This is a genomic window from Marinobacter shunpengi (assembly GCF_045449695.1).
Taxonomy (GTDB): domain Bacteria; phylum Pseudomonadota; class Gammaproteobacteria; order Pseudomonadales; family Oleiphilaceae; genus Marinobacter.
Genome location: NZ_JBJJKZ010000005.1, coordinates 472,696 through 494,144 on the forward strand (window position 1 = coordinate 472,696; position 21,449 = coordinate 494,144).

A 21,449-nucleotide genomic window follows, 5' to 3' on the forward strand; every position below is an offset into this window, starting at 1 on the left:
GGTTCAGGATCCGTGGGGGTTATTCCCCGCGGCGATACGGATCCTGGTTGTAGGCCTTAACTTCGGCCCGTGCCACGACGTTGTGGTGGACTTCGTCGGGACCGTCCGCCAGACGCAGGGTGCGCTGCTTAGTGTACATGTCGGGCAACGCAGACCACTGGCTGACACCGGTGGCGCCATGGATCTGGATAGCCTCGTCGATGATTTTGCAGACCTTCTCCGGCACCATGGCCTTTGCCATGGAAACCCAGATGCGGGCTTCCTTGTTACCGAGCACGTCCATGGCCTTGGCGGCCTTGAGGACCATCATGCGCATGGCCTCGATTTCGATGCGGGCCCGGGAGACGGTTTCCATGTTCTTGCCCAGGTCCAGGATCGGGCGACCGAAGGCTTCCCGGCTCTGACCACGCTCGATCATCAGGTCCAGGGCCTTTTCGGCGGCGCCGATGGAGCGCATGCAGTGATGGATTCGACCTGGCCCAAGGCGGAGCTGGGAGATCTCGAAGCCACGGCCTTCACCCCAGAGGATGTTCTCCTTGGGCACGCGGACATTGTCCAGCGTGATGTGCATATGGCCGTGGGGGGCATCGTCGTGGCCAAAGACGTTCATCGGACCCACGACGGTCAGCCCCGGTGCATCCATTGGGACCAGGATCTGTGACTGCTGACGGAAGGCTTCCGCCTCCGGGCTGGTCTTGACCATGCAGATCATGATCTTGCAACGGGGGTCGCCGGCACCGGAGATGTAGTATTTCTCGCCGTTGATGACCCACTCGTCGCCATCGAGCACCGCGCTGGTTTCGATGTTGCGGGCATCGGAGGAAGCTACCTGGGGTTCGGTCATGCCGAAGCAGGAGCGAATCTCACCGTTCAGCAGTGGCTTGAGCCACTTTTCTTTCTGCTCCGGGGTGCCCACGCGCTCGAGCACCTCCATGTTGCCGGTATCCGGGGCGGAGCAGTTAAGGGTCTCGGAAGCCAGGGGGTTCTTGCCCAGTTCCACAGCCAGGTAGGCGTAGTCCAGATTGGACAGACCCTCACCGGTTTCGGCATTGGGCAGGAAGAAGTTCCACAGGCCCGCTTCCTTGGCCTTCTGCTTGGCACCTTCCAGCAGTTCCAACTGACCGGGGGCGTAGCTGAACCGGTCGGCGCGACCTGCTCCAAGGCGCTCGAACTCCTCCAGTATCGGGTCGACATTATCACGGATATGCTTCTTGACGGCGTCCAGCAGGGGGCGGGACTTTTCCGACATGGTCAGGTCATTCATTTCCGGGGGCGTTGTTGTACTATCCACCGTTTGTTTCTCCTTGGTTGCGGGTCATGGGGACCCGGTTGTCGTTGTCTTTGAGGGCCGGTCGATGCCGGCCGTTCTATTCAGCAGAATCCTGGCAAAGGCGCTGCAGTGTCTTGCGGTCAAGCTTGCCGGTGCCACCCCGGGGCAGGGGCTCATCGTGGAACCAGAGTTTTTCCGGCAGTTTGAAGGCGGCGAGCTTCCTTGCCAGCACCGTCAGGATGTCGTCCTGATCAGCCGTGGCGCCTTCGCGCAGATAGATCGCCGCCCCGACGATTTCCCCCAGTCGTTGGTCCGGCACCGGAAAGACACAGGCTTCCGCCACGGCGGGGTGTTCGTGCAGGGCGCCTTCCACCTCAAGGCAGGATATGTTTTCGCCGCCCCGGATGATAATGCTTTTCTTGCGGTCGACGATGTAGATCAGGCCGGTCTCGTCCATGCGGGCGAGGTCACCGGTATACAGCCATCCATCGCGCAGGGTTGAGGCTGTCTCTTCCGGCAGGTTCAGGTAGCCGCGCATGTTGGCGGGGCTGCGAACCGTGAGTTCTCCCACCTCACCGGTGGCTACTTCCCGGCCGCTGGTATCGACGATCCGCATCTCCTGCAACGGTGGTGTCACTCGCCCGGCGGCCTCCGGATTAGCTACATAGTCGGGGCCGCTGATGAGGATGCCCAGGGAATTGGTCTCTGTCATCCCCCAGCCGGAAGCGGGACTGGCAGCGGGAAAACGCTGACTGATTTCGCCCACCTGGGAGGCGGGACGTTTAGCGCCGCCGGCGCCGACGGTTTCCAGTGAGTCTAGTCTGGCGCCGGACTTTTCCGCCGCCGCGATCAGATCCGCCGACTGGGTCGGGACCCCCACGAAGCGGGTGATTCCTTCCTGTTGGATGAGGTTTACGGCCTCATCCGCATTCCACTTGTACATCAGAACCAGCTTGGCCCCCAGCGCCATTCCCTGCAGGAACATGGAGTGAAGCGCGGTGACATGGAACAGGGGCGTGACAACCAGCGAGGCCGGCGTCGTCGACAGCGTGGCGGCGCCGTCGGGGTCCATCAGGGCGGCCACTTCCTTGCCCATCACCCAGGAATGGACGGATGAGATGGCGCCGCGGTGGGTTAGCAGCACCCCTTTGGGGCGTCCGGACGAGCCGGAAGAGTACATGACCGCAAAGTCGTCGTCCGGGGCAATGGCGGTCGTGGGCCAGGACGTGTCTGTAGAGCGGGCCAGCAGGCCGGTGTAGTCAAGGGGGCCGTCGGCATCGTGGACTGCCACCTGGGTGACATCGAGGCGGCTCACATGGGATTCGAGGGCCTGGTAGCGGGCCCGGTCGGAGAACACGATGCTGACGCCACTGTCCTCAAGGGCGAAGGCCAGTTCATCCCCGGACCACCAGGCGTTCAGCGGCACCATGACGGCCCCGGTTGAGGCGATGGCCATGATCAGAACCGCCATTTCCGGGTAGTTGCGCGTGGCGATGGCAACACGATCCCCGGGTTGCACACCGAGCTCTCCGGTCAGGGCATGGGTCATGCGGTTCACGTCATCGGCAAACGCCCGGTACGACCACCGGCTGTCGCCGTATACCAGAAATTCCCGCTCCGCAAAGGAATCCACAGCCGTCCGGAGCAGTGCCCCCAGGTGATCCGGGGCATTGGCAAAGACTGTGTAGGGAACTCCCCGGATGACTGCCTCGGTTACCTGAAACCGGGGATCTGTGGCGACCACATGGGCAATGGCTTCATCGCGGGTCATGGGGCTGCTGGTTGACGTTGACCGGATATTGGCAGGGGGCATGGGGTTCACCGATACAGGGGGCATTGTTGTAAGACTGACATCTGTCAGCTAACGCTAAAGCGCCAATGCGGCGCTGTCAATTATAAATCGAGCGCGTGCTCTATTTAATGTCTGGAAGGTGGTATATCTGTTGACGTTCCATGGCCGATCTTCTAGCCTGACAAACGTCAGGAAACCACCGAAATTGACATGTGACCGGTTTGCAGTCCTTCTGTAACGGTCGCTGAACATAACAACAATAGGCTCCACGGAGACCGCATCATGACCAAGATAAAGACCTCCCGCTCCCTCATTTCACTGACTGCCGCCGTGGCACTGGGTGTCTCTGCCGGTGTTGCCCAGGCAGAAGACTACGACTTGCCACGACTGCTGGTGATTGGTACCCCCGGCACATCCAGCGGTAGTTTTGCCTCTACCAACGGCTGGGCGCCGGTGCTTCAGGATCAGACCGGAACTGTTGCGCGCATTGTGCCTGAAGACAGCGAAACCCAGCGCTACAAGCGTCTGACCGATCGTCAGGATATCACCATGAGTTCGGTGTCGTCGGCGGAAATGCGCTTCCAGATTGAGGGTATTGGTGCCTATGCCGGTACCAAGCCGGTCGCCCAGCGTGTGGTCTGGCACCACAATGATACGCCCTGGGGCTTTGTGGTCGCCGGGGATTCCGATATCCAGACCATGGAAGACCTCAAGAAAGGTGGCGTGCGTGTCGCCCAGGGGGCGTTTTCGCCGCCCATGACCACGGCGGTCAAGGAGGCTCTCCCCGCCTATCTCGGGCTTTCCGATGAAGAGACCGATGAGCTGCTTGAGTTTGTGCCGGCCAGCAGCTATGTGGAGAACTGTCGGTCGGTGGTGGAAGGCAAGGCCGATGTCGCCTATTGCGCCAGCATCAGCTCGGTGCTGTCTGAAATGGAAGGTGCCCCCGGCGGCATCCGTTGGCTGAACATGGACCAGGACAACAAGGAAGCCTGGAGTGGTTACCTTGAGCACCGTCCGATGATCGTGCCCACCGAAATCAGCATGGGCGTCTCCAGCGCCAAGGGCGTGGATGGCCTGGCGTCCAACTTCCTTTATGCCGTCCCGGCGGATGCCGAAGAGGAATTCGTCTACAACATGGCGAAATGGTTCCACCAGGGGTTCCCCGACTACAAGGGCACACATGCCCTGGCAACGCGCATGGATGTGAAGGTCTTCCGTGACTACCTGGATCGCTCGCCGCTTCCGGTCCACGAGGGCACCGTGCGTTACCTGAAGGAGATTGACGTCTGGACGGAAGAGGACGAGGCCAGAAACAACGAGGCCATCGCCAAGATGGACAAGTGGATCGAAGCCCGCAAAGCGGCCCTGGCGGAAGCCCGGGACAAGCGCGTGACGCCGGACTATAACGACGAGGAGTTCATGGCCATCTTCGAGAAGCACACCGAGGGCCTGGAAGGTTTCCGCTCACGGCTGTGATCGTGTGGTGCCGGTCACCCGGCTGACAATATCAGCCTGGTGACCGGTGTTCGGGTTTTTACGTTTGTTCCTACTTATCCGGCGGATGCGCTATGACTGATACCACCTCTCCCCCTGATGAAAGCGCCGTGGCGGGTTCCGAAGTAACCCGCCTGGGTGATCTCTACTCATGGCAAAGCATAGTTTTTGTCATACTGAGTATTTGCGGCCTGCTGTCTGGCCTGGCCTATATCTTCGGCTTCACCTGGGACGGCCAGCGGCTGCTTGAGGGTGAATACTACTGGGCCTTTATTGGCTTCTTTGCGGCGGCGGCGTTTATTGCGCTGCCAGGCCGGGCAGGGCAGAAGAAGGTGCCCTTCTACGATGTTATTGCCGCGGTGGTGATTATCGCCATCAGCTTCTATTTTGCCTCCAATGCCTGGGATATGGTGCAGGCCGGCTGGAGCAACCTTTACCTGGGGGTAGTGGTATGGCTGATGATGATGGAGTTGGCCCGGCGCAGCGGTGGTATCCCGTTCCTGCTGGTGGTGGTCCTGCTGGGGATGTATCCCCTGGTGGCGGACTACTTTCCCGGCCTGCTGATGGGCATTCCCTATGACTTCGAGTACATGATCGAGGCCCACGTGTTCCGGGCCGAAGGCATGATGGGCATTACCACCAAGATCGTGGCGGAGATCATCCTGGGTTTCCTGGTGTTTGCCGGCGTGCTGCTGGCCACGGGGGCCGGTGGTTTCTTCATCGACCTGGCCAATGCCAGCTTTGGTCGCTATCGCGGTGGTCCGGCCAAGGTGGCGGTGGTCGCCAGTGGCTTCATGGGTAGCCTGTCGGGCTCCGTGTTCTCCAACATCGCCGGTACCGGGTCGATCACCATCCCAACCATGAAGAAGGTGGGGTACCCGGCTCACTACGCGGGCGCGATCGAAGCCTGTGCCTCCATGGGCGGCGCAGTGATGCCGCCGGTAATGGGGGCGATTGCCTTCGTCATGGCCATCACCATTGGGGTGGACTACGCCACCATCATGATCGCGGCGATTCTGCCGTCACTGCTATTCTATTTCGGTCTGCTCCTGCAGGTGGATGCCTACGCCGCGCGCACCGGGCTCAAGGGCATGCCGAAGGATCAGCTTCCCTCTGTTCGCAGGGTTCTCCTCAAGGGCTGGCCGTTCCTGTCGGTAATGGTCTTCCTGATCTGGGGGCTGCTGTACATGCGCTGGGAATACTACACGCCCTGGTACGCCTGCCTGCTGATGATCGGTCTGTCGTTCCTGCAGCGGGACACCCGCATGACACCCCGGAAGTTCTACGATGCCATCCGGCAGATCGGGGTGCTGATCACCCAGACAGCGGCGATTATCCTGCCGATTGCCTTCGTGGTGAGTGCGTTGACCATTACCGGTGTTACCGGTTCGGTAACCTCGGGGCTGGTCAGTCTTGGGGGCGGCAACCTGTACCTGATCATCTTCTTCGGGGTCGTGGCCTGCTTCATCATGGGCATGGCGGGGCTGGCCATCGTGGCGTACATCTTCCTGGCGGTTACCCTGGCGCCGGCCATCACCCAGATTGGCGGGCTGGATACCATCGCCGTGCACTTCTTCATCGTGTACTACGCCATGCTGTCGGCGATCACTCCCCCGGTGGGGGCCGCTGCCTTCCTGGCTGGCACGATTGCCGGGGCCAAACCCATGAGGACGTGCTTTACCGCCATGCGGCTGGGTGTGGTGATCTATTTCATCCCGCTGTTCTTCCTGTTCCAGCCTGCGCTGGTATTGCAGGGAGATCTGACTCCGCTGCTGTATGTACTGCCATCCATCGTGGTGGGCATCATGCTGATTTCCGGTGGTTTCGAGGGGTATCTGCTGGGCGTTGGCCGGGTACCGTCCATGGTGAGGCTGCCTCTGCTGGCGGTGGGCTTCGCCTTCAGTTTCCCCGGCTTCTGGACGACCATGATCAGCGGTGCCCTGGCGGTATTGCTGGTGGGCTACATCTGGCGGTATAACAAGGCGCAGCCGGCCATGGCCTGACGAGGTGGGTGCCGGCGCCAGTTCTTCAGGCGCCGGCACTCGCTCATTCGCTGTCTGTGGTGGGCTGAGCCGCTCCCGTGGATGGATGGCTGGTCAGGCTTTCGATCATCGCCACAATGGCGGTGGCAACGGTGTCCGCCACCAGGTCGCTGTCCAGATCCGTGTGCAGCCAGTCCCTGAGGGGGCCAAAGCCACCCAGGAAGATAACCAGGTTGGCAACCACCTGGGCCCTCGGATCATCGTCCGGCAATTCCGTCAGGTGCCGTATTTGACCGGCCAGTTCCCCAATCACCCTTGCATCCCGTTCACGCATGGCCTTGCGGTCAGGTTTTGTCAGGTGAGGAACGGTTCTGTAGGCCAGCAGCGTGCCTTTGCGCTTCTTGGCCCAGACCTCCTTCAGGTAGATGGCAACATTCTCCTTGAGGGGTCTGTCCGGATGCTCTTCCAGCAGGTCGTACAGGTTCGGGGCTCCGGAGCGGAACCACATCTTGTTCAGAAGTCGGCGCAGGATGTCGTTCTTGTTGGCGATATAGTCATAGATACTGGCCTGGTTGACGCCGGAGCGCGCGCAGATATCGCGGATGGTGGTGGAGGCAAACCCCTTCTGCAGAAACAGCTCCAGCGCGGCTTCGCAGATCTGGTCCCGGCGCTGTTCAACCAGGGTGGTGTTCTGGATGCCGGTCATGCTTGCTTCGGCAAGTTCCGGGGAGGTTGATTCGGTCGGGGTGTTGTTATTCTGCATAGTGGCATCAATATCCTGACATTTGTCAGTTTAGTGTAAACCTACCTGATTGAAATGAAAAACCGGATGAGTTCCCGCTTTAGTTCGCAGCGCCGGCACGACCATCAGATGTGCAGGCCAGCCTGATTGAACCGTTCTTTGATTAATCATCCATTGGGGGCTAATCTGACAGTTGTCAGGATGGTGGGCGATTGTCCGTCACCGCACAATGACATCAAAAACAACAATAGGACTTGGAGATAACATAATGCGATCCCGTTTCTTGCAGCCTGCCCTGCTTTCCTTCGCGGTAGCCCTTGGGTCGGTGGGTGTTGCCCATGCCGACAATGACGCCTTGCCCCGATTGCTGGTGATCGGCACCCCCGGCACCCAGACCGGCAGCTTTGCCTCCACCAACGGGTGGGCTGCGATCTTCCAGGAGCAGACTGATTCGGCTGCCCGAATCGTGCCGGAAGACAGTGAGACACAACGTTACAAGCGCCTGACGGATCGGCGGGATATGACCATGAGCTCGGTCTCCGCCGCCGAGATGCGTTTCCAGATCCAGGGGATTGATGCCTATGCCGCCACCAAGCCGGTCGCGCAGCGCCTGGTTTGGCACCACAACGACACCCCATGGGGCTTTGTGGTATCCGGTGATTCGGACCTGAACACCATTGAGGATCTGGAAGCCGACGGTATCCGGGTTGCCCAGGGGGCCTTTTCGCCGCCCATGACAACGACCGTGCGCAAGGCTATGCCTTCCTACCTCGGGCTCTCCGAGTCGGAGGCGGGGGAGACGTTCGAGTATGTCCCGGCCAGCAGCTACGTAGAGAATTGCCGTTCCGTTGTTGAGGGTAAGGCGGACGTTGCCTGGTGCTCACCGATCAGTTCCGTGCTGTCGGAGATGGAAGGCGCTCCGGGTGGCATCCGTTGGCTGGAGATGGACGTCGACAACAAGGAAAGCTGGGCTCGTTTTCTGGAGCACTCACCCATGTCCATTCCCACCACCATCAACTTCGGTGTGTCCTCGGCCAAGGGGGTGGGTGGTCTGACGTCCAACTTTGTCTACGCGGTTCCCGCCGATGCCGATGACGATTTCGCCTATGCCATGGCCAAATGGTTCCACCAGTCCTATGACGACTACAAGGGCACCCATGGCCTGGCGACCCGCATGAGCATGGACGTGTTCAGGACGTTCCTGGATCGGTCGTCCATCCCGGTACATGAAGGCACCGTGCGGTACCTGAAGGAAATCGGGGAGTGGACCGAGGAGGACGAAGCTGCCAACCAGGAAGCCATCGAGAAGATGGACCGGTGGATCAGCGCCCGAGAAGCGGCCCTCGCTGAGGCCCGGGACCAAAGGATTGTGCCGGACCCGGACAGTGAGGAGTACATGGCTATCTTCAACAAACACACCGAAGGGCTGGAAGGCTTCAGCTCGCGTCTCTGACCCGCCGACCTACGCCCGGCAGGTGGCTGTATCGCCTGTCGGGCGGACTCTCCCCGATTAACAACTTTCTCGATTAATGACTATCCCGATGGCGAACGGTCCCGTTCGTCCGCTGCCCCCCCCCCGGTGATCCGGTGGCGCTACTGCCCCCGCTGGCGGAGCTTGCGGCTCCAGCGTTGCTTGGCGTAACGGCGCAGGTTGGAGACATTGTCGGTCTCATCCATGATCTCGGTGCCCAGCAGGGTTTCCAGCAGGTCCTCCAGCGTAACAATACCCAGCCAGGTGCCCAGTTCGTCGTAGACCACGGCCATGTGCTGGCGTTCCCTGAGCATTTCGGAGAACAGGTACTCTATGTTGGTGTTGGCCTTGACCCGCATGACCTGGCGCAGGTTATCCATCAATGGGGTGTTCTCGTCCAGGGTGATCAGGTCAGCCTTGTGGATATAGCCCAGGGCCTCCCAGTCTTCGTCTAGAACGGGGAAGCGAGAGAAGGGCGTGTTGCGAACTTTATGCAGGAACTCATCGAGGGTGGTGTCCGGAGTTATTGTCTTGCACACCGTGCGCGGCGTCATGACAGCGCTGACCTTGATCTCGTGGAAGCGCAGCACGTTCTGGATGATCCGTCTCTCGTCTTCATCCAGCGCCTGCTGGTCCCGGCCGATTTCCGCCAGGGCGCTGATTTCACCCCGCACATCGGTTTCTTCCTCCGTGGAGGTGAGGCGGCGGGTCACCTGCTTGGACAGCCAGACAAATGGCAGTAGGGCCTTCATCATGAAGCCGAGAATGGAAGGCAGCGCCGGTGCAATCGTCCGCCAGTACTTGGCGCCGATGGTCTTGGGAATGATTTCCGATAGTATGAGGATGGCCAGGGTCATGGCGGCGGAGGCGGCGCCCAGCCAGGCCTCACCAAACACCACGGTGACCTGGGCCCCTACGCCGGTGGCGCCCACGGTATGGGCGATGGTGTTCAGGGTCAGGATGGCCGACAGCGGATCGTCGATTTCGTCCTTGAGTTTACGCAGGCGGACAAACAGGGTGGGATGGTCCTTCCCCAGGGACGCTATATAGCTCGGGGTGATGGATAGCAGTGCAGCCTCGAGAATTGAACACAGGAATGAAAAGCCGATAGAGAGAACGGCAAAGAGAATCAGGAGTGTCATGCAGGCCCTGTCAGGAGGAAGAAAGCTGAATGGTATCGCCCTGGTACCCCGGTGTGAAGCCTTCCGGTCGATCTCTGCCAGCCTGGGTGGGGCCGGGAGAATCGGTGAAAAAATCGGTATAGTGCGAAAAACTTACACGAAGGGATGAAAAGCATGCTGTTTGCCATTCTGTTGGGTGCTGCCATTGGATACGCCTTTGGAAAGTTTCCGGGCCTGATCATCGGGGGGGCTGTCGGGGCGTTCCTGTTCAATCGCCTGAAGAGCAAGCTGGTGGGCCGTCTGCGGGACCTCCAGTCCGGTTTCGTGGAGTCGGTATTTGCCGTAATGGGGGCGGTGAGCAAGGCTGATGGTGTGGTCACCCGCAACGAGATCCAGATGGCGGAGGCCATGTTCGACCGTTTCCACCTCAATGCAACCCAGCGGGAGACGGCCAAGGCCGCCTTCAACCGGGGCAAGTCGGCGGATTTCGATCTGGACGCTGAGCTGCAGAGGTTTCGCCAGGTTTGCGGTGGTCAGCCCGCCCTGCTGCAGATGTTCCTGCAGGTGCAGGTATCGGCGGTGTCCGCCGACGGTGAGGTTCATCCGGCAGAGCACGAGATGCTGGTGCGTATCGCCCGCGGCCTGGGCCTGCCGGACAGTATGGTGGAGCAGCTTGAAGCAACCCTGAGGGGGGCCCGGGCGGGTGCATCCGGGGCTGGTAATTATTCCACTGCACAGCAGATTGACGATGCCTACAAGACCCTGGGTGTCAGTCCCTCTGTCGGCGACGCTGAACTCAAGCGCGCCTATCGCAAACTGATGAGCGAGAATCACCCGGACAAACTGGCTGGTCGCGGCTTGCCCGAGAGTATGCGGGAAATGGCCGAGGAACGGACCCGGGAGATCAGTCACGCCTACGATGTCGTCAAGCAGGCCAGGACAAAATCCGCCTGACTGTTTTAGCGCTCCTGTTCGTGCGCGTGTCGGGCCATCGACCGTGCGCATCGCGCCATGGATGGCTGGTCAATTGATCTTTCGTATATTTGAATATTCGATAAATCGAATGCTTTGAGTCCTCCCTCCTCAGGATTGGTTTGAAAATCCTCCATAATTTCATCTTGAGTAGCTGGTTTCGCCTATATATACTGAATTTCAAATATATCATGTTCCGTATATCTGGTGAGCCCAATGCAACGCCGAATCCTTTTCGTCTGTACTGCCAACAGCGCCCGATCCCTGATGGCAGAGGCCTTACTGAGAGACCTGGCCGGTGACGCTTTCGAGGTGGCCAGCGCTGGTACCCATCCCGATTCGCCGCACCCCATGGCCCTGCGGGTACTGCAGGAGGCGGGGATACCCACGGATGGGCTCAGAAGCAAGCCACTGTCCGAGGTGCAGGGCGATAAATGGGACTACGTCATCACCCTGTGCGAACGCGCCGAAAAGGAATGTGGCACCGTCTGCCCCTCCGCCCAGCAGATTGCCTGGGATTTCGCTGATCCGTCGCCGTCCGGGCGCTACTCCACCTTCGCCCTCACGCTGGGGGAGCTGCGTGAACGGCTCGCCCTGTTTGTCACCGTTCACCAGAAGGAGACAGGGGGGCAATCGCCCGGCTATGATCCGGTGACGGTCTTCAAGGCACTGGGGGATGAGAGTCGGCTGTCGATGATCCTGTTGATCAGGGCGCACCAGGAGCTTTGTGTCTGTGAGCTGACGGCGGCACTGGACGCACCCCAACCCAAGGTCAGCCGGCACCTTGCCATTCTCCGTGATGCCGGTCTTCTGGAAGGCGAGCGCCGGGGGCAGTGGATCTACTATCAATTACACAGCCGCTTGCCTCGGTGGGTGGAACGGATGATCGGTGAAGCCGCCGAGGCCAATGGCGGGCGAATCGACGAGGAAATGAAACGACTGGCGGCCATGCCGGATCGTCCCGTCAAGGCGGATTGTGCCTGATGGGGATTTTCGAACGTTATCTCAGTCTCTGGGTGGCGCTGGCCATTGTCCTTGGTATTGTGTCCGGCACCTTTATGCCGGGTCTGTTCGAGGTGCTGGCGGGATTCACCTACGCCCATGTCAACCTGGTGGTGGCGGTGTTCATCTGGGCCATGATCTACCCGATGATGGTGCAGGTGGATTTTACCGCCATCCGCAATGTGGGTCGCAGGCCTCAGGGGTTGTTCCTGACGCTGGTGATCAACTGGCTGGTCAAGCCCTTTACCATGGCGGCGCTGGGCTGGTTGTTCTTCCGGGTCTTCTTTGCCGGCCTGGTGGATCCGGCCACGGCCAACGAGTATATCGCCGGCATGATCCTGCTGGGCGTGGCCCCCTGTACGGCCATGGTGTTCATCTGGAGTCACCTGACCCGGGGAGATTCCGGGTACACGCTGGTACAGGTGTCGGTGAACGATCTCATCATGATCTTTGCCTTTGCCCCCATCGCCGCCTTCCTGCTGGGGCTATCGTCCATCACCGTGCCCTGGCAGACCCTGTTGCTCTCCGTTTTGCTGTACGTGGTGGCGCCCCTGATCGCCGGCATAGTTACCCGGCGCTATCTCCTGCGCCGTGGTGAGCAGCGGCTGGACACCTGGCTGGCCCACAGCAAGCCGACCACGGTTCTTGGGCTGCTGGCAACCGTAACCCTGCTGTTCGGCCTGCAGGCGGATCGTATCCTGGACAATCCTCTTGCCATTGGATTAATTGCCATTCCACTGCTAATCCAGAGTTACGGCATCTTTTTCATTGCATACCTGGCTGCCCGGAAAATGCGGCTGCCCCACAACGTGGCGGCCCCGGCAGGGCTGATTGGCACCTCGAACTTCTTTGAACTGGCAGTTGCGGTGGCTATCAGCCTGTTCGGGCTGACGTCGGGGGCGGCGCTGGCCACGGTGGTTGGGGTGCTGGTGGAGGTGCCGGTCATGCTGTCGCTGGTTGCCTTTGCGAATCGCACGAGACACTGGTTTCCGGCGGCATCGGCCGCAACCTGAATCAAGGAGTACACCATGAGCAAGATCAAGGTCGGTATCAACGGATTTGGCCGCATCGGTCGCCTGGCGTTACGTGCAGCCTGGGAATGGCCGGAGCTGGAATTCGTGGCGGTCAACGACCCCGGGGCGGATGTGGAAAGCCTGGCGCATCTGCTGATGTTCGACAGCGTCCATGGTCGCTGGGATCGTGATGCCACCGCGGACGGCGGCGATATGGTGATCGACGGCAAACGGGTAACAGTCACCCATAGCCGGACTATCGGCGAGACCGACTGGTCCGGCTGTGATGTGGTGATCGAGTCCAGCGGCGCCATGAAGACGCTCGACAAACTGCAGGCCTACCTGGACCAGGGGGTAGGGCGAGTGGTGGTCTCTGCGCCGGTCAAGGAAAAGGGGGTCAGGAACATTGTCCTGGGCGTAAACGATGATGTGTTCGACCCGGCGACGGACCGGATTGTCACCGCCGCATCCTGCACCACCAACTGCCTGGCGCCGGTGGTCAAGGTGATCCATGAGCAACTGGGTATCCGCCATGGCTCCATCACTACCATCCACAGTTTGACCAACACCCAGACCATTCTTGACGCGCCCCATAAGGACCTGCGGCGGGCCCGGGCCTGCGGCAGCTCGCTGATTCCCACCACCACGGGCTCTGCCACCGCAATCATCGAGATCTTCCCGGAGTTGAAAGGGCGTCTGGATGGCCATGCCGTGCGGGTGCCGCTGACCAATGCCTCGCTCACGGACTGTGTGTTCGAGGTGGAGCGGGCGACGGATCGGGATGAGGTCAACCGGCTGCTCAGGGAGGCCGCGGAAGGGGAGCTCAAAGGTATCCTCGGCTACGAGGAACGCCCGCTGGTGTCCATCGACTACAAGACAGACCCCCGGTCGTCCATTGTTGATGCCCTGTCCACCATGGTGGTTAACGGCACCCAGGTGAAACTGTACGCCTGGTATGACAACGAATGGGGATACGCCAACCGTACCGCAGAGCTGGTTCGCAAGGTGGGCAGCGCCTGATATGGATGCCGCTGTCCGACAGTACCTGGTGATTACTGGCAACTACTGGGCCTTTACGCTGACGGATGGTGCCTTGCGGATGCTGGTGGTGCTGCATTTCCACCAGTTGGGCTACTCGCCCCTGGAAATCGCCCTGCTGTTTATCTTCTACGAGTTCTTCGGGGTGGTGACCAATCTGGTGGGCGGTTACCTGGGGGCCCGCATGGGTCTCAACCGCACCATGAATCTGGGTCTGTTCCTGCAGATTGTGGCGCTGGGTATGCTGGCGGTTCCGGCCGCCGCACTCACCGTGCCCTGGGTGATGGCCGCCCAGGCCCTGTCCGGCGTCGCCAAGGACCTGAACAAGATGTCCGCCAAGAGTGGCATCAAGTTGCTGGTGCCCCATGAGCAGCAGGGCAGGCTGTACCAGTGGGTGGCGATCCTCACCGGCTCCAAGAATACCCTGAAGGGTGTCGGCTTCTTCCTGGGGGGCGTGCTGCTGATGGCGGTGGGTTTCCGGGGAGCGGTCCTCATCATGGCGGCAGCGCTGGTGGTGATCTGGCTGTCCAGCCTCGTCCTGCTGGGCCAGGATCTGGGGCGGAGCAAGGCCAGGCCGAAATTCACCGATATCTTCTCCAAGAGTCGGGCTATCAACGTACTGTCCGCAGCGCGGCTGTTCCTGTTTGGTGCCCGGGATGTCTGGTTTGTGGTGGCACTACCGGTGTACCTGCACACCGTATTCGGCTGGGATTTCTGGAAGGTAGGCGGCTTTATGGCCAGTTGGGTTATCGGCTATGGCTTCATCCAGACCGTCGCCCCCCGAATCACGGGGCACGGCGAGGGCCGCCAGGCCGCCTTTGCCTGGGCCTCCCTCCTGGCGCTGGTGCCGGTTGCTATTGCCGTGGGCCTGATGGCGGACTGGTCACCGCGGGTGGTGGTCATCGGCGGGTTGCTACTGTTTGGCGTGCTGTTCGCCATCAACTCATCACTGCATAGCTACCTGATCGTCCGTTACGCCCGGGGCGATGGTGTGTCGCTGGACGTCGGCTTCTACTATATGTCGAATGCGGCCGGCCGCCTGGCAGGAACGGTACTTTCCGGCTGGGTCTATCAGGCTTATGGTCTGGAGGCCTGCCTGTGGGTGTCTGCCGGATTTGTGGCCTTGGCGGCGGGGTTGGCGCTGATGCTGCCGTCTACGGATGCGGTTGCGGTGGAGCGATCAGCAGCTGGTTGAGAGGTCAAACATAAGCGGAAGCATTACAGTCTGGATGCGGTGATTTCCGTGGGCTATCGAATCAGTTCTGCCCGTGCAACTCAGTTCCGAATATGGGCTACCCGTGTTCTACGTGAACACCTGACCCGAGGCTGGACGCTCAACCGCCAGCGCTTTGAAGAAAACGCCCAGGAACTGGAAGCGGCTTTGACCCTGGTGCGCAAGGCCGCCCAGAGCCCTGCGCTGGATGCCAGCAGTGGCAGGGGGCTGGTGGACATCGTTAGCCGCTACGCCCAGACCTTTCTTCCTCTGCAACGCTACGGCTGTGAGTCATCCAAAGGCATGGTATTCAACGATTTGCCGAATGGTCGCCAGCGAACGTCGTAGAATATTCAGTTCGACCGAACCAAGCGCGATGCGAATTGCTTGTGGGGGCTGGGCCGACGTGGCGAAGGGGGCGGCCGTTGAAACCAGAATGCCATGATCGAGAAGCTCACGCACCACCCGGTCGGCTCGGACTTCCTCCAGCAGCGGAAGCCAAAGGAAGTATGACGCTGGGTGCGAGATAACGTCCATTCCCTGAAGTGTCTCTAATGCGACCACCTGTCTTGCTGCCGCATCCTTTCTTTTGGCCGCTTCGAGTCGATTGACGGTCCCGTCCTCAACCCACCCACAGGCAATCGCAGTCATAACGCCTGGCGTATTCCAGGTTGTCGCGCGAATGGCCCGTTCAATCCGCGGGATCCACTCTCCAGGAGCTGTCACGAAACCGACGCGCAGTCCAGTCGCAACGCTTTTTGAAAAGCCTGAAACATAGACGGTTCGTTCTGGTGCCAGCGCGGCTATTGGCGGTGGTGAATGGGGCTCAAGGAAAGCGTATGGGGCATCCTCGATAAGGATCAAGTTGTGTCGTCTGGCCAGTTCGACCAACGCGTTCCGCTGCTCAATGTCCATCACCCACCCGAGTGGGTTATGCACAGTGGGCTGGGTATAAATCGCTTGGACCCGCCGCCGCTGGCAAAGCCTCTCCAACGCTTCCAGATCTGGCCCTGAGCCAAGGGTAGGAACGGCTGCCAGCTCCAGACCAAGACTGTCGGCAAGCACCTTCATTCCCGGGTAGGTCAGGGCATCGGTGGCCACGACATCGCCGGTCTTAAGTAATGACATCATTGTCGTCGTCAGACCATGCTGGGCCCCGTCGACGAGCAGAAGATTGCAGGGATCCACATGGAGGCCCCGGTCGATCAGGTGGGCTGCTACGATCTCTCTCTCATGCATTCGTCCAGCATGGGGCTGGTAGCGTAGGAAGGCGTCCAGGTCTCCTGACGTCGATAGTTGCCGTAGCGCCGTACGTAACAGTTCCGCCTGCTCTGGTAACGATGGGTAGTTGAAGTTGAGATCGACTATGTCATTGGCGGCCGCTTGTTGGTCGACGCCGAGGCCTGGTGGTAGCGAGATCTCCCGAACAAAAGTGCCACGTCCGGTTTCACCACTCACCAAACCCATAGCTTCGAGTTCTGCATACACTCGCGAAGCGGTAGCCAAGGCCAGTCGATGTTCGCTGGCAAGTTGGCGGTGAGTTGGTAAACGATCGCCCGGACGCAGCTCCCCGGAACGGATTCTTGTGACAAACGTGTCGACGACCTGCTTATAGCGAGCTCGGGGCATGCTGGATTGTATCCATTACAATAATTTGATTGTACTGCATATGCTGCCTACGATGCGTGGCTTCATGCAACCCGAAATGGAGGCAGCACCCCATGCACACCGTCATACTGACATTTGATGGTTTCAACGAACTCGACTCGTTGATTGCGTTTGGCATTCTCAATCGCGTTAAAAGGCCGGATTGGCGAGTCTCTATTGCATCTCCAACAGCCCGTGTTGTGTCAATGAATGGTGTGTCAGTTGAAGCACAGGCATCCCTCGCCGACGTGGGCGAGGCGGACGCGGTACTGGTCGGTAGTGGTCTCAAGACCAGGGAAGTGGTGGCGGACACAAACCTGATGTCTCAATTCAAGCTGGATCCTGAGCGACAACTGGTTGGTGCCCAGTGCTCTGGTAGCCTGGTTTTGTCGGCACTCGGGTTGTTGGAAGCCATGCCAGTCTGCACTGATTTGACGACCAAACCCTGGTTGCAGGACGCTGGAGTTGAAGTGCTTGATCAACCTTTCTTTGCCAAGGGAAATATCGCCACATCAGGTGGCTGCTTGGCCTCTCAGTATCTCGCAAGTTGGGTCATCGCCCACCTGGTCGGCATTGATGCTGCCTGCGGCGCAATGCATTATGTGGCGCCAGTTGGTGAGAAGGCTGAGTACATTGACCGGATGTCGGCCAATGTCATGCCTTATCTGGGCTAGGGGCAAGCAAAGAAAAGTGTGCCAGAAATGTGCCAGGCATAAAAAAGGCCGTCATCAACGTATTGAAATGACGGCCTTTATGTTGGTCGGGACGGCAGGATTTGAACCTGCGACCCTCTGCACCCCATGCAGATGCGCTACCAAGCTGCGCTACGCCCCGAATTGCATCCGAAAACCGTGTTCAGGAGCCGGGCTCCCGTGGCTTCCGGGCCAGGTTGGTTTCCCTCACTGGCTTAGCGGGAGCGAAGTCTACACTAGCCGTTTGGAAAAATAAACACTCTGTGGAGGCATTGTGCGGAAATCCTGCCAGTCTGGTCCGTGGCCATGACATTTGCGTAGTGACCTGTAGAATCCCATGATTATAAAAGATTTTCCTGGGGCTGATTCGGAGGCGGTTCTTGAAAATTGCACACTGGTCCATGCCGTTGCGCTATGGCGTCTTTGTCCTGAGTATTGTCGGGTTGTTGTTTACCTTGCCCCTGGCCTTCTGGTTGCCGGAGTTGCTGGTGCTGGCGCTGGTATTCCTGGCGCTGGTGATAGTGGGGGTCTGGGACCTGGTGCAGCGTCGGCGCACGGTCAGCCGCAACTATCCGATCCTGGCTCATTTCCGCTATTTTCTGGAATCCATCGGGCCTGAGATTCGCCAGTACTTTATCCAGTCGGACACCGAAGAAAGACCCTTCTCCCGGGAACAGCGAGCCCTTGTCTATCAACGTGCCAAGGATGTGCTGGACAAGCGCCCCTTCGGCTCGCAGCTGGATATGGCGGGGGAGGGGTTCGAGTGGATGGACCACTCGATCCGGCCTGTGGCTATCCAGGATTCCGATTTTCGCATCACTGTCGGGGCGCGCTGCAAGAAGCCGTACAGCGCCAGTGTGTTCAATATTTCCGCCATGAGTTTTGGTTCCCTGTCTGCCAATGCGATTCTGTCCCTCAACAAAGGCGCGCAGATGGGCGGCTTCTATCACGATACCGGGGAAGGCTCCATTTCCCGGTACCATCGGGAGCCCGGTGGTGACCTGGTATGGGAAATCGGCTCTGGTTACTTCGGGTGCCGGAATGACGATGGCACCTTCAGTGAAGAAAAATTCGTGCAGAATGCCACCCTGGATCAGGTGAAGATGATTGAGATCAAGTTGTCCCAGGGTGCCAAACCGGGCCACGGCGGGATATTGCCCGGCGCCAAGGTGACGGCGGAAATCGCAAAGGCCAGGGGGGTGCCGGTTGGCGAGGATGTGGTGTCGCCACCGGCCCATTCCGCGTTCTCGACACCGGTGGAATTGCTGGAGTTCGTCGACCGGCTGCGGGATCTGTCCGGGGGCAAGCCGGTGGGCTTCAAACTCGCCATCGGGCATCCATGGGAATGGTTTGCCATCGTCAAGGCCATGCTGGCAACCGGTCGGCATCCGGACTTTATCGTGGTGGATGGCGGAGAGGGTGGTACCGGGGCCGCCCCGCTGGAATTCATCAATCGCCTGGGCATGCCGTTGATTGAGGCGCTGCTGCTGGTCCATAACTCCCTGGTGGGGGCCAACCTTCGGGAGCATATTGCCATTGGCGCCGCCGGCAAGATCACCTCTGCCTTCAATATTGCCCGGATACTGGCGCTGGGGGCGGACTGGTGCAACGCGGCAAGGGGCTATATGTTCGCCCTGGGCTGTATCCAGGCGCTGAACTGCCACACCGGGCGCTGTCCCAGTGGTGTCGCCACCCAGGACGCCCTCAGGGGCGGCAAGCTGGATGTGGCCGACAAGAGCGTTCGGGTGGCCAATTTCCACCGCAATACCATGAATGCCCTGGCCAACCTGCTGGGGGCTGCAGGGTTGAGACACCCCTCGGAGCTGGGGCCGGAGCATATTGTCAGGCGGGTGAGCAAGACCACGGTGCACTCGTATATGGACCTGTATCCGTTTCTGGAGCCCGGCGTCCTGGTCAACGGTGGTGAGCTGCAGCACGGTGTATTCAGCAAGTACTGGGAGCTGGCGAGGTCCGACAGCTTCGATCCGCCGGAGTTCGTTATCAAGCTCAGGGAAACCAAGATTCACTAGACGGGGATCGGGCGGCTAAGGATCCCCTGTTTGGTGATACAGGTTTGTAAGGCGTAAAAGGATGATTCCCCAACCTTGTACTATGCTTAAAAACGTCACTGCGTCCCGGCGCCCATCATGGCGTGACAGGACGGGCCATGGAGCGCGATAGCGGTATAGAGGCCTGAATTATCGCAGTTCTTTGATTCTTAGAGTTCAAAACAATAAAATTACGCCGTCGTAACGCTTTGGGGCCGCCCGGTCCCGGCAAATCTACAAAGTCACAGTCTATGGGAGGCTCCACAGTGGGCGAGGTTGTCAAAGACGAGTACCAGACCGACTACGTGGCAGGCCAGGACAACATCAACAAGTTTGGCCTGGACATTCATGCTCCGGTGTTTCCCATCACAGCGATCCTAGTGGTCGTATTCGTGGTGGGCACGCTTATGTTTCCCGCTCAGGCCAAAGAGGTGCTGGACGGGACGAAACTGGCGATTATCAATAACTTCGACTGGTTCTTCATAATCAGTGCGAACATCTTCGTGGTGTTCTGTATCGCCCTGATCTTCATGCCGGTGGGCAAGATCCGACTGGGCGGACCGGATGCCAAGCCCGAGTTCTCAACCATGTCATGGTTCGCCATGCTGTTTGCCGCCGGTATGGGTATCGGCCTGATGTTCTGGGCCGTGGCCGAGCCGGTGGCCTATTACACCGACTGGTATGGCACACCGCTTAACGCGGAGCCGAATACCCCGGAAGGGGCTCGCATGGCCATGGGCGGTACCATGTACCATTGGGGCCTGCACCCCTGGGCGGTTTATGCGGTGGTCGCGCTGTCACTGGCGTTTTTTGCCTTCAACAAGGGCATGCCGCTGACCATCCGGTCTGCGTTCTTCCCGCTGCTGCGTGATCGTGTATGGGGCTGGCCGGGTCATATCATCGATATCCTGGCGGTACTGGCCACCATCTTCGGTCTGGCGACCTCCCTCGGTTTTGGCGCCCAGCAGGCAGCGTCCGGTCTGGACTACCTGTTCGGAACGTCCGCCAGTATCAACGTGCAGATGGCGATTATCACCGGGGTTACCTGTGTGGCGCTGATCTCGGTGCTGCGTGGCCTGGATGGCGGCGTCAAGATTCTCAGTAACCTGAACATGATTCTGGCGGCGATCCTGCTGTTCTTTATCATTTTCGCTGGTCCCACCATGGCCATTATCGAGTACCTGTGGATTACGTCGTCCACCTATGTGACCCAGGCGCTGCCTCTGAGTAATCCGTTCGGGCGCGAGGATGAAACCTGGTTCCATGGCTGGACCGTGTTCTACTGGGCCTGGTGGATTTCCTGGTCACCATTCGTGGGTATGTTCATCGCGCGTGTATCCAGTGGCCGTACGGTTCGCGAATTCATCACCGCCGTGCTGATTATTCCGACTCTGATTACCGTTGTCTGGATGAGCGGCTTTGGCGGTACCGCGCTGGAGCAGATCCAGGGTGGCGTTGGCGTGCTGGCTGAGGACGGTCTGACCGATGTGTCTCTGGCGATGTTCCAGATGTTCGAGAATCTGCCCATGACCGGCATCATCTCGTTCATTGGTATCGTGCTGGTATTGGTCTTCTTCGTAACCTCATCGGATTCCGGCTCCCTGGTGATCGACAGCATCACGGCCGGTGGCAAGACCGATGCGCCGACTGCCCAGCGTGTGTTCTGGGTAGTGATGGAGGGCGCCATTGCCGCCGCGCTGATCTTCGGTGGTGGTGCCGATGCCCTTGGCGCCATCCAGGCCACGGCCATCAGTGCCGGCTTGCCGTTTACCGCTATCCTGCTGGTGATGTGCTGGGGGCTGTTCAAGGGCCTCAGTCACGAGCGCAAGCTGTTGCTGGCGGAAGGCAAGCTGTAGCGGCACTTGCCATTAACAGAAAAACCGGAGCTTCGGCTCCGGTTTTTTTGTGCCTGAAGTATGGCAGAAGGCCAGGAACGACCGGTCAGGTTACCC

The 21,449-nt window shown here is 59.7% G+C and carries 16 protein-coding genes, 1 tRNA gene and 1 pseudogene; 12 read left to right on the plus strand and 6 right to left on the minus strand.

The genetic code is table 11. The features are described 5' to 3' along the window. Positions 1-19: 19 nt before the first annotated feature. Together ACJO2E_RS04105 and ACJO2E_RS04110 are read right to left on the minus strand one after the other, a co-directional pair. On the minus strand, positions 20-1,264 hold the full coding sequence (locus tag ACJO2E_RS04105; protein WP_406962377.1) for an acyl-CoA dehydrogenase family protein: 1,245 nt from the start codon (positions 1,262-1,264) through the stop codon (positions 20-22). Positions 1,265-1,367: 103 nt separating this feature from the next. Continuing rightward, positions 1,368-3,083: a class I adenylate-forming enzyme family protein gene (locus ACJO2E_RS04110; RefSeq protein WP_406962092.1), complete on the minus strand. Its 1,716-nt coding sequence runs from the start codon at positions 3,081-3,083 to the stop codon at positions 1,368-1,370. Positions 3,084-3,344: 261 nt separating this feature from the next. Between ACJO2E_RS04110 and ACJO2E_RS04115 the strand changes: the two genes are divergently transcribed. Further along, the gene (locus tag ACJO2E_RS04115; RefSeq protein ID WP_406962093.1) at positions 3,345-4,538 is read left to right on the plus strand and encodes a TAXI family TRAP transporter solute-binding subunit; all 1,194 of its coding nucleotides are present in this window, start codon (positions 3,345-3,347) and stop codon (positions 4,536-4,538) included. A gap of 92 nt (positions 4,539-4,630) precedes the next feature. Then, entirely contained in the window at positions 4,631-6,559 is a 1,929-nt protein-coding gene (locus ACJO2E_RS04120) for a TRAP transporter permease (RefSeq protein WP_406962095.1), read from the plus strand. Between the two features lie 43 nt (positions 6,560-6,602). Here the strand turns inward: ACJO2E_RS04120 and ACJO2E_RS04125 are convergent, their stop codons facing one another. Continuing rightward, positions 6,603-7,301 carry a TetR/AcrR family transcriptional regulator gene (locus tag ACJO2E_RS04125; protein WP_406962097.1) on the minus strand — a complete coding sequence of 233 codons (699 nt, stop codon included), beginning with the start codon at positions 7,299-7,301 and terminating at the stop codon, positions 6,603-6,605. A 247-nt stretch (positions 7,302-7,548) separates the two neighbouring features. Between ACJO2E_RS04125 and ACJO2E_RS04130 the strand changes: the two genes are divergently transcribed. Continuing rightward, positions 7,549-8,733, plus strand: a complete 1,185-nt coding sequence (locus ACJO2E_RS04130) for a TAXI family TRAP transporter solute-binding subunit (RefSeq protein ID WP_406962099.1) — start codon at positions 7,549-7,551, stop codon at positions 8,731-8,733. A 140-nt stretch (positions 8,734-8,873) separates the two neighbouring features. Here the strand turns inward: ACJO2E_RS04130 and ACJO2E_RS04135 are convergent, their stop codons facing one another. After that, positions 8,874-9,893, minus strand: coding sequence for a CNNM domain-containing protein (locus tag ACJO2E_RS04135; protein WP_406962101.1), 1,020 nt, complete (start codon positions 9,891-9,893; stop codon positions 8,874-8,876). 153 nt (positions 9,894-10,046) lie between these two features. Here ACJO2E_RS04135 and djlA point away from each other — a divergent pair, with 153 nt between their 5' ends. From djlA to rhuM, 6 genes and pseudogenes are all read left to right on the plus strand, one after another. Then, the gene (gene djlA, locus ACJO2E_RS04140; RefSeq protein ID WP_406962103.1) at positions 10,047-10,826 is read left to right on the plus strand and encodes a co-chaperone DjlA; all 780 of its coding nucleotides are present in this window, start codon (positions 10,047-10,049) and stop codon (positions 10,824-10,826) included. 234 nt (positions 10,827-11,060) lie between these two features. Next, positions 11,061-11,828, plus strand: a complete 768-nt coding sequence (locus ACJO2E_RS04145) for a metalloregulator ArsR/SmtB family transcription factor (protein ID WP_406962105.1) — start codon at positions 11,061-11,063, stop codon at positions 11,826-11,828. Next, entirely contained in the window at positions 11,828-12,859 is a 1,032-nt protein-coding gene (arsB, locus tag ACJO2E_RS04150) for an ACR3 family arsenite efflux transporter (protein WP_406962107.1), read from the plus strand. Before ACJO2E_RS04145 ends, arsB begins: the two co-directional genes overlap by 1 nt. Before the next feature lie 15 nt (positions 12,860-12,874). Further along, a complete protein-coding gene (locus ACJO2E_RS04155; RefSeq protein ID WP_406962109.1) occupies positions 12,875-13,879 on the plus strand; it encodes an ArsJ-associated glyceraldehyde-3-phosphate dehydrogenase in 1,005 nt (334 codons plus the stop codon). Between the two features lies 1 nt (position 13,880). Continuing rightward, on the plus strand, positions 13,881-15,092 hold the full coding sequence (gene arsJ / locus ACJO2E_RS04160; protein ID WP_406962111.1) for an organoarsenical effux MFS transporter ArsJ: 1,212 nt from the start codon (positions 13,881-13,883) through the stop codon (positions 15,090-15,092). A 12-nt stretch (positions 15,093-15,104) separates the two neighbouring features. Next, positions 15,105-15,392, plus strand: a pseudogene (gene rhuM / locus ACJO2E_RS04165) (RhuM family protein); the annotation flags it as partial. 9 nt (positions 15,393-15,401) lie between these two features. Here rhuM and ACJO2E_RS04170 read toward each other — a convergent pair. After that, positions 15,402-16,739 carry an aminotransferase-like domain-containing protein gene (locus tag ACJO2E_RS04170; protein WP_406962113.1) on the minus strand — a complete coding sequence of 446 codons (1,338 nt, stop codon included), beginning with the start codon at positions 16,737-16,739 and terminating at the stop codon, positions 15,402-15,404. A gap of 92 nt (positions 16,740-16,831) precedes the next feature. On the opposite strand from ACJO2E_RS04170, the gene ACJO2E_RS04175 reads away from it, so the two are divergent. Further along, on the plus strand, positions 16,832-17,431 hold the full coding sequence (locus tag ACJO2E_RS04175) for a DJ-1/PfpI family protein (protein ID WP_406962115.1): 600 nt from the start codon (positions 16,832-16,834) through the stop codon (positions 17,429-17,431). A gap of 83 nt (positions 17,432-17,514) precedes the next feature. Here the strand turns inward: ACJO2E_RS04175 and ACJO2E_RS04180 are convergent. Next, positions 17,515-17,591: transfer RNA gene (locus ACJO2E_RS04180), tRNA-Pro, on the minus strand. A 259-nt stretch (positions 17,592-17,850) separates the two neighbouring features. Here ACJO2E_RS04180 and ACJO2E_RS04185 point away from each other — a divergent pair. Beyond that, the gene (locus ACJO2E_RS04185; protein WP_406962379.1) at positions 17,851-19,479 is read left to right on the plus strand and encodes an FMN-binding glutamate synthase family protein; all 1,629 of its coding nucleotides are present in this window, start codon (positions 17,851-17,853) and stop codon (positions 19,477-19,479) included. Between the two features lie 284 nt (positions 19,480-19,763). Continuing rightward, the gene (locus ACJO2E_RS04190) at positions 19,764-21,353 is read left to right on the plus strand and encodes a BCCT family transporter (RefSeq protein ID WP_406962117.1); all 1,590 of its coding nucleotides are present in this window, start codon (positions 19,764-19,766) and stop codon (positions 21,351-21,353) included. The last annotated feature ends 96 nt before the right edge of the window (positions 21,354-21,449 follow it).

Coding starts and splice junctions, on each gene's coding strand:
- ACJO2E_RS04105 (WP_406962377.1), bottom strand. CDS start 1,264: ATGAATGACCTGACCATGTCGGAAAAGTCCCGCCCCCTGCTGGACGCC.
- ACJO2E_RS04110 (WP_406962092.1), bottom strand. CDS start 3,083: ATGCCCCCTGCCAATATCCGGTCAACGTCAACCAGCAGCCCCATGACC.
- ACJO2E_RS04115 (WP_406962093.1), top strand. CDS start 3,345: ATGACCAAGATAAAGACCTCCCGCTCCCTCATTTCACTGACTGCCGCC.
- ACJO2E_RS04120 (WP_406962095.1), top strand. CDS start 4,631: ATGACTGATACCACCTCTCCCCCTGATGAAAGCGCCGTGGCGGGTTCC.
- ACJO2E_RS04125 (WP_406962097.1), bottom strand. CDS start 7,301: ATGCAGAATAACAACACCCCGACCGAATCAACCTCCCCGGAACTTGCC.
- ACJO2E_RS04130 (WP_406962099.1), top strand. CDS start 7,549: ATGCGATCCCGTTTCTTGCAGCCTGCCCTGCTTTCCTTCGCGGTAGCC.
- ACJO2E_RS04135 (WP_406962101.1), bottom strand. CDS start 9,893: ATGACACTCCTGATTCTCTTTGCCGTTCTCTCTATCGGCTTTTCATTC.
- djlA (WP_406962103.1), top strand. CDS start 10,047: ATGCTGTTTGCCATTCTGTTGGGTGCTGCCATTGGATACGCCTTTGGA.
- ACJO2E_RS04145 (WP_406962105.1), top strand. CDS start 11,061: ATGCAACGCCGAATCCTTTTCGTCTGTACTGCCAACAGCGCCCGATCC.
- arsB (WP_406962107.1), top strand. CDS start 11,828: ATGGGGATTTTCGAACGTTATCTCAGTCTCTGGGTGGCGCTGGCCATT.
- ACJO2E_RS04155 (WP_406962109.1), top strand. CDS start 12,875: ATGAGCAAGATCAAGGTCGGTATCAACGGATTTGGCCGCATCGGTCGC.
- arsJ (WP_406962111.1), top strand. CDS start 13,881: ATGGATGCCGCTGTCCGACAGTACCTGGTGATTACTGGCAACTACTGG.
- ACJO2E_RS04170 (WP_406962113.1), bottom strand. CDS start 16,739: ATGCCCCGAGCTCGCTATAAGCAGGTCGTCGACACGTTTGTCACAAGA.
- ACJO2E_RS04175 (WP_406962115.1), top strand. CDS start 16,832: ATGCACACCGTCATACTGACATTTGATGGTTTCAACGAACTCGACTCG.
- ACJO2E_RS04185 (WP_406962379.1), top strand. CDS start 17,851: ATGCCGTTGCGCTATGGCGTCTTTGTCCTGAGTATTGTCGGGTTGTTG.